This window comes from Spectribacter hydrogenoxidans, from assembly GCF_031846275.1.
GTDB classification, from domain to species: domain Bacteria; phylum Pseudomonadota; class Gammaproteobacteria; order Nevskiales; family Salinisphaeraceae; genus Spectribacter; species Spectribacter hydrogenoxidans.
This window is the reverse complement of the sequence record NZ_JAVRIB010000031.1, coordinates 1-11,362: the sequence shown is the minus strand read 5'-3', so window position 1 is coordinate 11,362 and position 11,362 is coordinate 1. Positions and strand designations below refer to the sequence as shown.

6 protein-coding genes are annotated in these 11,362 nt (G+C 56.1%); all 6 read right to left on the bottom strand.

Annotation, left to right across the window (positions count from 1 at the left end):
* Positions 1 to 10 precede the first annotated feature (10 nt).
* Positions 11 to 220 (bottom strand): hypothetical protein, encoded by a 210-nt coding sequence (locus tag RM532_RS15605; protein WP_311654268.1) that lies wholly within the window; start codon positions 218 to 220, stop codon positions 11 to 13.
* Positions 221 to 1,151: 931 nt separating this feature from the next.
* A complete protein-coding gene (locus RM532_RS15600) occupies positions 1,152 to 3,332 on the bottom strand; it encodes a family 16 glycosylhydrolase (RefSeq protein ID WP_311654267.1) in 2,181 nt (726 codons plus the stop codon).
* Positions 3,333 to 3,361: 29 nt separating this feature from the next.
* Positions 3,362 to 3,952: a glycosyltransferase gene (locus RM532_RS15595; RefSeq protein ID WP_311654266.1), complete on the bottom strand. Its 591-nt coding sequence runs from the start codon at positions 3,950 to 3,952 to the stop codon at positions 3,362 to 3,364.
* 323 nt (positions 3,953 to 4,275) lie between these two features.
* Positions 4,276 to 5,910: a carbamoyltransferase C-terminal domain-containing protein gene (locus RM532_RS15590; protein ID WP_311654265.1), complete on the bottom strand. Its 1,635-nt coding sequence runs from the start codon at positions 5,908 to 5,910 to the stop codon at positions 4,276 to 4,278.
* A gap of 281 nt (positions 5,911 to 6,191) precedes the next feature.
* Positions 6,192 to 7,316, bottom strand: coding sequence for a HigA family addiction module antitoxin (locus RM532_RS15585; protein ID WP_311654264.1), 1,125 nt, complete (start codon positions 7,314 to 7,316; stop codon positions 6,192 to 6,194).
* 680 nt (positions 7,317 to 7,996) lie between these two features.
* Positions 7,997 to 11,362 (bottom strand): hypothetical protein (locus RM532_RS15580; RefSeq protein WP_311654263.1); only part of this gene is annotated, 3,366 nt, incomplete at its 5' end.

Here is an 11,362-nt window from a genome sequence, read left to right as displayed (position 1 = left end):
TTTTTATGTGCTAGTTCAGGATCATCGAGTCGATTAACCGCCAGAGCAGGAACACCCCATATATCGCCACCAGCACCACCCCGATCACCGTGATCGGCCGCAGCCCACGCTGTTCGGGTGCCGGCTCCCCGCGGGCGCGCCGCAGCCGCATCTGGATCTGATACTTGATCATCCAGCCGCCCAGGGCCAGCAACACCAATAGCGCGAGCAGCTTGAACACGACGATCTCCCGGTCCGCGAACAACAGGGCAAAGCCGGCACATTACACGCCTCCACCAATCTGTCGCAGCAGCGCACAAAAATTGCGGAATTCTCATTGGGGCATGCAGCACTGCCACGACATACCGGCATCCCAGTACCGCCTTCCCCAGCTCACCTGTCGGACTCCAACGCACGGGTGAGGCCGCCGGTCGCAATCTTTGCCCTTGCTTGCCGCAAGTCGTTGTGAACGTCCGGCACCAGCGACGCACGGTGCCGGACACCCGGTCAGCGGCCCTACATATACCGCTGCCCATCGGAGGCCCGGGCCATACGTGTGTACCTCACCTCGGTCCACAAGCCGCCTGTTAAGCCGTGTAGGCGACGGTGACATTTCAACCCAGAGATACGAATTAACCGGTTCGTGTTCCGCAACCTTCCCGCACTCAGCCTGGAGGTGCATCTTGGCGTAACGACTTCGCCTCACACCCCGTTTCCCGCGGGCTACGTCACCCAGCCAGTGCACGGCCAGTCACCGCCGCTTCGGCTCTCGCTTTTCAGTCGCGAAAAGCGTGTTTCGGACTGTCTTCCTCTGGAGCAAATCGATTGACCTTATTCTTTGCTGGACAAAGCCTCGATCGACGTTATTAAACTCGGACAATCTTTATTCTTTGCAAACACTGAAGACTAACAATTAAGTCAGTCGGATCGTTAATCGATAACCTACTGATTTTCTTGGCAAAAATTATTTCGCACAATCAAGATAAAGTCTGTCGCATAAAACCACTTCCTAATCAATAGCTTACAATACTTGCCGGCGACATTCCCAATGGGATCAGTCCCGAAGCCCTCAAGCAGGCCTGGTCATGGGGTCACAAGTGTCTGCGGATCAGGGGAAGTGCGCCACTTCTAGACAGCGCTAATTTTCGGGGAATTCCCATGCGAAGAGGGCGTCATCTGGCGAGTTTTGTGGACCCGACGCTGCGTGGGTCAGCCTTCTGCGAAGGAGTGTCCTCGTCCCAAGTCCATATTGAAACATGCCTGAACGTCGCCGTAGCAGGCAGATGTCTGTCGGTTATGCATCCAGCAAGTTCTCGCGAGCGCGGAGCCCAAAGGTTTCCGTGCAGACGCATCGGCAGGTGCGGGATGGGCGTTGGGTCCCACCCGGTACGCGTGTGCACGATACGACCGTCCACCCGCCAGGTGATCCCTTCCGGCCGCCACTCGATTGCATAGTGATGGAAGTCCAGGGTTGCGTCGAAACCCAAATCGATGCGGCAAGGTGAGCCTCGATATCCGAACGCCATGGTCGATCCAGCATCGCCTGGATTGAAATACACATTGGCCAACATGCTCGTGGGATCATCGCCGATGAACTCGATATCGATCTCTTGACGCGGCGTATCCCTATGAAGGAAGAAGCCGGTTATCAAGCCTGGGGCGGCCGCAGCCTTGATCTCGGCTTCGAAACGTCCGTACGCAAACTGGGCCACCGAGGCGAAGGCGCCTGAGCGATATGGTCGGCCGTGAGTGGTGTCATTGGTAAGGGTCAGGCCAACGAATGTCTCGCCGTGTACGAGACCCTCTGTAGCGAAGGCCGCCATATTGCCCGGAAAGGTTTCGGTGAGGGTTCGAAACGCGGACGGAAAATCCCTCATCGAAGCCTGCAGAATGGAAGTTACGGCCGGGATCAAGAGTGGGCGGTCGGACAGCACGGGTTGCCAAGCAGATGCTGTTGGCAGAATCCAGGGTGACTCATCCAGAGGTGCCGCGGGACGTTGCAGCCCCCCGGGCACCATAGTTCCCCACGTTTCTGGACGGCCGACCCTGAAAACGCGATGGACTCGTGGTGGTCCAGAGGGAAAGGGCTGAGCGGGCTCCGGCAGATCGAGAAGCGCGCAAAGCGGTTTCCATCTTGCATCGTCACCGTCGTATGAGCGCAACACTACCGCCTGGGAAGATCGCTGAGAGATCGGTTGGCGTATCTCGCGAAGCGCACCCTCTTCGAATATGTACTTGGTGTCGAGTTTGGCAAAGACTTTATTGATTTCGCTCAAAGGTGTGGGTGGATCGACGATGGCGTCAAACGTCTCGAACATCTGCACAAGTTTGCGCGCATGAACGGGCGGGTCGTAGCCATCGAACACTCGCACACGCAGGCCAAGCATCGAAAGGGCCATTGCGAGATCGTCATGCGCGCCACCGCGAGTCCACCCTAGGATCGGCCCCGCATGTGTTTTATCCGCCGGGAGCGAAGCAGAACTCGCGTTGATGGTTCCGGCGCGCGCGAGAAAGGGAAGTATCGAATAGACGTTGTCCGAGCCAACGTCCTGTCGTTGCAGGACTGCTGGTGAAGCGAGCGCTAGGGCATTGAGCGCCTCAAAGCGAGAATTCATCCAGAGATCGACCGGTCCGTTCACGGGCATCGCCTTTAACAAGGTCTCGGCACCTTCACGCGACAGCACGTAGCCGGAGAGAAACCAAAGTCCACGCACCGGTCGGAATAGGTCATCTCCTAAGACGATACGTTCAGCTGTGCCATCTGCGTCCGAATAGGAAACGTAGAGGAGCCTAGGGCCGCCTGGTAAACCGCGGTGTCGAAGGGCAGCCCGCCATCCGCGGTCTATAGCCGTAGCGGCTCCACCTTTGAACCAGACATCATCCTCAAGCACAAGAACATATTTGTACGACCCGTTGGCGATCGCCTTCCATACTTCGATATGCGATCGCGCGACTGCCACTTCCTGGCGGGTCATTCTGACTGGTTCATCGGCGTCGAAGCAGGCGGCCAGCTTGCCGTCGGGTTGTACGTACAGTTGGTCGCCAACTCGATAGCAAGGATCGACGTCACTCGTCGCCGCCACGGCACAGCCGTCGCGTGCGTCGATGGCTGTCAATCGGTGGGCGATCGACGTCAGCGGCGTCCCATTGGCGGTTCTGAACCGGCTGAGTTCGCGACGCATCTGTCGCCATCGTCCCGGCTGCCGATCAAGATTAATCACAATAATGGCGCCGATCCGTTCGCCTCCGACGCCTAATGAGGATATCTGCCTCCTCGGAGAAAGAGCAGTTACCACGTGCCTGAAATAAAATGACAATTTGCGAATTACATTCGATGCATCCTGAATGTTCATTGCGCAAACCCGGCGGCAGCCACCACTGTTCAGGCGTCCATGTTCCGCCAGTTGCGGTCATCATTTCGGTAGGAGAGTTCCCAACGTGTTTCCGCGATGGCTTCCCAGTCTTTGAGAAGCGTGAAGTCCAGCGGTTCGTCGGCCACTAGGAGGTTACGTGCATGCGCGGCTAGTGCAGCTGTCAGATTTCCCGGACCCGTGGTTGACTGAATTTCCGGCCGAGGATTGTCGCTGAGCAGACGCTCCGTCGCGCGGCTGAGAGCACACATCAGGACGGGATGATGAGCGGGCGCCGCGATGGGGTCGTTGTTGACGTAGAAGATCCGATCGGCCGTCGGCAAATCCGGCCGCCAAATCTCTGACGCTGGCAGCATACTGCGGGAAGGGATGTCGTAGCAGAGCGGCTGCACCTTCAGACCGTTGCTCTGAAATAGGGGCAGGCAGTCATCCCCTAATAAGACGTCATCCGCATCGACGTAAATACCGCCTTCAGCGACTAGAAAGCACAACCTGAGATAATCGCTACGCATTGCGGGGTGGCGACACCGCGAGAAAGCCTTGAGTTCTCGCGGGCCGAATGTGTCCCTGATGTAGGCGACGGCGGACACGTCATCGAACATGCGAAACCCGAACCCGTGATTACGAAGGCGCTCCCAGCTGGCAAGGCATGCCTTGACGTCCGCGGGGAGGTCCGATGGATCGTGCCAGAACTGTACAAGGGTTCTAGGAGGCGCGGCGCCGGTTCGGAAGTGCTCCTCCCTGTTTGCAGTTGAGACGTGATCCAATTGGTGTAACGTCAGCGCGCGAATGAAATCGGAACGACTTGGCTCGTTCTCCTCAAAGCCGACAGGGTACGCAGACAGAGGCAGCATATCGGGGAGTCACTCCTGGGCGGATTGGTTCGTACAACTCGCCACCACGCTTCTAGTACGACCTTGTAGGATTAGGACGAACTCACCGGGCTGGCGGGCTTGCCTGATCGTTGACGGAATGCTTGGTAGTTTTTGGACCCCTTTCTCACGTAGACGCGGCCGTCAACCACAAAGCCGTCTAGGCCATGCTCGTGGGTATAGGCGTCTAGGTCCCTAATGTTGTTGATAAAGCCTCGCCCGTTGAAATTGAGTGAGGTGTTGCACAGCACGCCGTACCCCGTTCGCGCCTTGAATGCCCGCAGCAGGTTATTGAGCGGTAAATTGGTTTCTGCCGTAACCGTTTGTATGCGAGCAGTACCGTTCACGTGCGTGACAGCCGCCAGCGCATCTGTCTTAGCCCGGTACGTGAAGAGCATGTGGGGACTCGCATGTTCGCAGCCGAACCATTTTGCAGCATCATCGAGCAGGCAGACCGGCGCGATTGGTCGGAACTGTTCGCGTTGCTTGATCTCGTTCAGCCGCATTCGAGTACTTTCATGGAATGGCGCAGCGAGGATAGACCTATTGCCCAACGCGCGAGGACCGATCTCGTATCGACCGCTGACCCAACCCAATATCAGATCATGTGCGAGGAGATCGGCGATGGCTTCAGGCGCAAGATCATAAACGTCGTAGCGTGTCGCGTCGGCTTCGCCGTCCATTCGGAATGCTAGTCCTGAGTAGACGTCCCATTCAATCTTTGGATTACCAGTGAAGTAAAATTGGGCATCGATAGCCGTGCCGATCGCAGAGCCTGAATCATTCGCAACCGGCGGGACAAAAACTTCGGAAAAAAAACCTGTTTCCTTCCATTTGCTATTCCAATCGCAATTCAAACCGCAACCGCCGGCGATTACTAACGGACGACCACTTTGCAGGTTGTCTTGTGCGAACTCGTGGAAAATCTCGAATAAGGCATCGCTGAATATGCCGGCAAAGTTGCGAAACTCAGGGTCGCCTAGGCCCACATCCACGTGGGGCGCGGTTTCCAGATCCGGGTAGTCGCTGATCTTTTGGAAAGTACCGCTCAGCATGAAGTCGATCAGTGCTTTCTCAGCCTGAGTTGGGGTGCTTCGAGTCGAGAAAGACACCAGAGCCATCAACTTGCCCGCATCGGAGAACCGCGGGTATAGACTGGTCTTCGGGAATGTAGGGTCTGCTAGGCCGTAAAGCAGGCCATATCGGTTACCGGGCTGGTTCAGGACATCGGCGATTAGCGTAATATTTAACGCGGAATCGATTTCATAGAAAGCGCCGATCGCACCTTCCCAAACCAAAGCATAGAAGGGCGTGCCCTTCGGCAGCCCAGACATACCGAAAGCGCAGAGAATGTGCGATCGCTCATGTGAAGACGAAAAGAAATCTACTTGCTTCTTCAGGAAGCCGCATCGGTCGACGGCGATATCGTCAGGCGATATGCCGCGATAACCGGCGGTGCCTTTGGACCCATGCAGATACTCGTGGCGATCCAATGGCCACCATCCGCCCATGCAAATCACATCGGGTGCCTGGCCCATCTCGCCTATCGCCCTCAGCATGTCGGGGCTGGAGACCGGTGAGTAGCGATAGTTGGAGTCTTTCTCCGCCTCGAGCGAATACATGAGGCGTCCATCACGAAGATGCGCGACGGCGCCATCGTGCCCGGGATTGTAAGACAGAATATTCATGCGTGGATTATTCTTGGTCCGCTTTTTGAAATCAAAATAGAGGACCGATTTACGGGCACTTGTTTAGTGTCTCTCATGGTCGACCGCGCCATCGCATTTCAATTGAATCGAAACTACTATCCCGGAGGCTCGTCGGTTTGAGTCAGGCCACTTGCATCCTGACGCTCCTTAACATCCGGGTCACCCGCTGCTGCAAGCCCCACAAATAGCACTTGTGCTACTCATAGCTCGATACTCTCAATAACGGGGATATCCAGGATTCTCGGGGCGGTTTAATTCGGTCATACTGATCCCGCTTTGGGGACAAACTCAAAACGATCTTTGAGATAGTTGAGTTGGTTAAATTCCAGCAAACCTTCGTGCTGAAGACGCCCAACGACGATACCGGGATGAATGCCGAGACTCTGAGCGAAGTCTATTATCTCCGGTGCGCCAGACAGACGACTAAACTCTCCCTCGGCCTTCCGCGGAATCAAAAATTCACTAGCAAAACGATTAGCCTCTTCTTCCTGCTGATTTACCTCAGACTCTCGGTGTGGGTCGTCGAGAAAGATGGCTTTTTTTGCATGCATTAAAATATGTCCGGCCTCATGAAAAAAGGTAAACCACATACGGTCGTTCCACTTGCCATAGACCGAGAGCTGAATTAGCGCTTTATCGGAGGAAAGCCAGCGGGCTACGCCGCTGACATGCGCTCTGCGAATTGCCGGCACAAACACCAACGCAACGCCTGCTTGGGCACATAGCTCTATCAACTTCGGCTGCCAAGCGCTCGGCGGCTCGACAGTAAGTCCACGTATTGTTCTCAAAGCCTCCATGAACGCGGACCTGCTGTAGAACGCCGTCGCCTGCTGCGCAGCTGCGCGTTCGCCCATGCGCAACCAGCCCGCGATAGCCGCCTCGTCGCACTGCTCCTTCCGTGTGCGCCGATACTGGCCCTCCAAGGCATCGTATTGATCAACCCACTCCTGAGGACTTGCAACGCCAAAAAACCGCAGAAGATCCAGAACGACGTCCGGCTTACGATTATTTGACAAGCGCACATGAGGAATGGCGCCGGCCTTCATAAGCTCTTTTACGGGCAGCTCATTCAGCCAACCCACCCAGCACTTCGCCTTTTCACGTTCCTGCTGGCGCGCCAAAGTCTCTCGGTAGCGAGACTCCAAATTAAGCCAAAATCGCGCACTACTACCTAGAACTCGCTCCAGCTTGAGCGCCGTTTCCTCAGTGAGCGCCGCCTTACCCGCAATGAGTTGATTAATGAACTTGGCCGAAAACCCCGTACGGCGAGCGAGTGCCCGCTGAGACAAACCACGCTCATCAAGCACTTCCGCGATTGTATCGCCCGGTGGCGACAACCAGTCTGGTTCGAAACCAGCCAGACGAGGAGCACTTACATTAGTCATGGTAATCACCTATGAATGTGATGCGCACATCCGTTATACGTTGCCAATCGACAGTTCCGTCGGCGCCAGTCGGGACGTCCTCGTGGTCAGGCTCAAACACTAGGCGCCGACCGCCATCCAAATTCACTGAGAACTGGCCGTTGCGATCACCTTTTAAGGGATGTGGGTTGCCAACAGGCAAATCTCGAACAGTAGGCGCAGCGTCGATCTGGGCCAGGCGCCGCTTCAAGAGTTTCGCGCCTGCTTCCCCGATCCGCCTCTTGGCTTGGCGGTGCGAGTCGCAGCACACCTTAAGGTCTTTGTCAGCATAGCTGATATTCAAGCGGCGCTTATCTCTTAAAACAGTTTACCTTTACGGTAAACGATAATCAATATTTTGTCACGCGATGCGCGGCTATGATGAGTGAGTTACGGCGAGCTGCACGATCATTCTGGCCGAAAAACTCAGCCTGCCCGGCTGCAACAATCAAGTGAGCAGGGCATCCTTGAAGTCGTGCGACAGTGTCCAAGAAATCTTGGGAACTCCAACAGTGACCCCGTGTGTCGGGTAATTACTCAACTTGTACATGCGTCAAGACATCGTTCGCGAACGGCACATTGTTAAGAGTCATTTCTTCAATGGAAGTATTCCACCTCACTTCGGCAGCTACCTTCGGGCAGAATCTGTGAAGTTAGGGCGTTTACCGCATGTGATCTGGGAGCTCGTAAAGGAGCTCAAGCGCGCTGGGCCACCCAACGTCAGAGAATAACTGTAAGATTGAGACGAGCCTACTGCGTCGGTCAGGGTTCTCAAATATTGACTTATAATCGGCCATGTAGCGTTGAATGATGCGTATGATCGCATTGTTTCCGAGAGACTCGTACTGATAGCCTTCTTCCTTTCCAGGTCCGGTCAATATGGTGTGAATTGCATCAAAGACTTGCATTGGATTGCCTGGAATTAAAAATTCGTATAGCTCGACAAGGCGGTGGAAGGTCGCGGGTTCATGCGAATTGGCGATAAGCGATAGTATTTCGGAGTAATCCGTTAAGAAACGCCCCTTTGCACCAGAATCTGGAAGGCCTATATTGCCTTCTCTATCTTCCGCATGAGCACCGGACCCGAAATATAGCTGGGTTATGGCATGGTTGATGACCCGCTCTGCTGAGCCGTAGCGCTCCCATGCAAGTTCTCTATCTCGCTGCGGAGCATCCGATGTGATAACGCTGTAGGTCTCGCTCGAAACCCCAACTGCTTCCGAGAGAATGATTTTCAGGCCATCTTGAGCTCGCTCGCATACTGAGAGCGCTTTCGCAGATGCTTGTATCGCGTAGCGGTCGAAAAGGCGGTTGCGCAGTGATGAGATAAATGGGCTTAGCAGGTCGTGATAGCGCTCAGGGTCGACTGCCCATTCCCTTAGCCAGAAAGAAGCAAGCTTTCTGCCTTGCCCGACAAAAAGGTGCGCCGCCCAGCCAGCGAGAGCTTCTTGGACTAAGGTGGAACCTTCAATGCCGCTAGCGAAGTCGCCATCAAGGCGCCCCTTAACGAGGCTGAGTATCGTTTCACAACGATCTGGAGCCGAGTGGCTAAAGCGTCTCAGAGAGTCACTGAGGTATGACGCGACTACCTCTGACGCAGGCTCGTGGCTTGCGATACTTTCAGCCATCTCCCACATCCGGTCAGGCGCGGCCATGCAGATGACGTGAAGGTTACGGCTCGCTTGGAACCGGACTGCCGGGTCTGGATCAGCCAGGATTTGCTCTATCTGATCAACGATCGCCGGATGCACGGCCGCGAAATGTTGTGCGAGAGACACCCAAGCCTCGGCAGCATGTACACGTACAGCACAGTTGGTCCAGGCGACGTGTTTGTTGGGGGAGGTCCTTGGCTCCGGGAACTGGCTCGACGAGAGCCGCTCCAAGAGCGCGAGCATCTCATGGAGATCCGGCATTCCGTGCGAACCGGGCGTGTAATTTGGACTCGATACAAGGCGCTCAATTCCAGTGGCGATGTGTCCCCAGGCTAGGCGAGCAAGCTCTTTAGGTATGTCCTGAATCTCATCGATTTGCACGATCAATTCGGCAGCTCGATTCCATAGCGCTGCGAGATCGGGTGCCGGGCTATCTGAGGGGGTGCGCTCGATGAGGGCGCCAAGCGATTCTGACGCGTCTACAAGACCGCGTAGGGCGCCGGTTTCCAAGTTGACGCCGGCGCGCCGTAGTTCGTCGCGTAGAAAATCATCATGAGCGATTTCTCTCGTAGTGAAGTTGTGTATCGGGTCGTTCTCGATTAAGAGGCCCTCGGCGTCGAGCTGGCGGCGTAGCGCCCGCGTTTCTTCAAGCTCGAGCGTCTCTTCGCGCACCTCCGAGAGAATGCGACCGAGAACGTGCTTCCATCGGCGCAAGCCGTATTGGTCCCTGTAGCTCGTCTCGTCCAACGCCATAGTCTCAAAACGCTTCCGAGCCTCTTTTGACCTTGAAGGCCAAGCAGCTCTCACAAAGCGGACCGCATCGCGCAAAGTACCGGGGTTCTCGAGAAGACCCGGGTGTTCGAGCAACGGCCAGAGAAGATCCTCCACTTCGGCTATGCGCTCAGTACCCACGCCAAGAATTCGTGCCCAGACTGAGGCAGTGGCGTAGTCGCGAGAAGCCTCCGCTACGCTTTCCAAAAAGGTTTCGGAATCGCAGTTACGAAGGAAGAGGACGTATTGCTGCAGCAGGTCGTCATCGCGGGGGCGCCCATCTTCTTCAGCGTCATCCCAAGCATTGAGCTCGATTTCGTAGCCCCGTAGTTCAAGCTTCGTAGACCCGAGATCGATGCGCTCCGGTTCTAAACCGCCACCGTAGCCTTGGGTTGCGACTTTACCGATGAGCGCATCGATCAGGGCCCGAGTGCCATGGCCTGGGGCGATCTCAAGAACATTCCGCATAGCTCTACCGAGCTGCCATCGGCAATGCTCATAGTCTTGTCTCCGATTCGAGGATAGCGGCAGGATGCGACTGGGTTGTGCCCCGAGCCAAGAAGAGGCGTCGTCGGTTATGGTTTGTCCGAATAGGGCTGCATAGATTTCGACGGCGAACTCGGGGTCGGCCCGAGTAATCGGCACGATTTGCTCTGCAAGCCACGCCGCCTCACGATCAGCGTATTGCGAGAAGTGAGGATCACGCAGAATCCGCTGCAGCAGAGTGCGCGAGGCTGGCGGGTCCGAGGCGAAGCTCCTTCCGACAAATCGGATCGCATTTGGGATGGTCGCAGGTGGTCGCGGTGAGGCCGCCCACGCTTGCTCTAGCATGGCGCGTGACGCTTTTCCGAAGACTTCAAGCAGGGCGGACTCCTCAAGGTCACCGTGGTCGAACAGGGGGCGAAGCAAAACGCGCGCTGGCTCGAGCAATAGCCGTTCGCCGGAGTGGGCGAGCGTTTCCGCTAGCCGAGCTGAGGCGATAGCGCGCCCGAGGGTGATCGGATCTTTCGAATCCATATCCATCGATGCAAACATCGCGAAGCGACCCAGCAACTGCGTGAGCGCGAAATCGGTCGGCGATGTGGCGACCCGCTCCATCAGAGCGGCAACGTCGCGCTCATTGTCGATATACTCGACAACTACCCTCATGGCGACATTGCTCAATACTGGTTCGACGCGATTTGCAGAGTAGATGCCGGTGACAAGCTTCCATGTAGTCGGCCGTTCCACATTGTCGTTGCGCCACATGCGTTCAATCGTGAAACGCAGCGCTGGCGCGAGGAGGAGCGCCATCGAAGTGTCGCCGTCGAGCTGTTCCAGCAGGGTATCCGGATCGTGCCACGCGAGGTGGTAACGGCCAGCTATGTAGTCAAACAGCAAGTGATGAGGGAAGCTCACCAGATCGCGTGAATGGCCAGATTCGACCAGTATCCCAGTCTTAATAAGCTCGTCTAGTGTAGGGTTTTGGATATCGACTTTGCGGATAGATAGACGGCGGCGGCTCGCCATCTCTGCCACGACGGAACCTGCAGCCTGTTGCAACTGCGTTGAAATCAGCCGCTCATCCGCATAGGCATCGATAAGATCGGCTTGAGTTCGGATCCC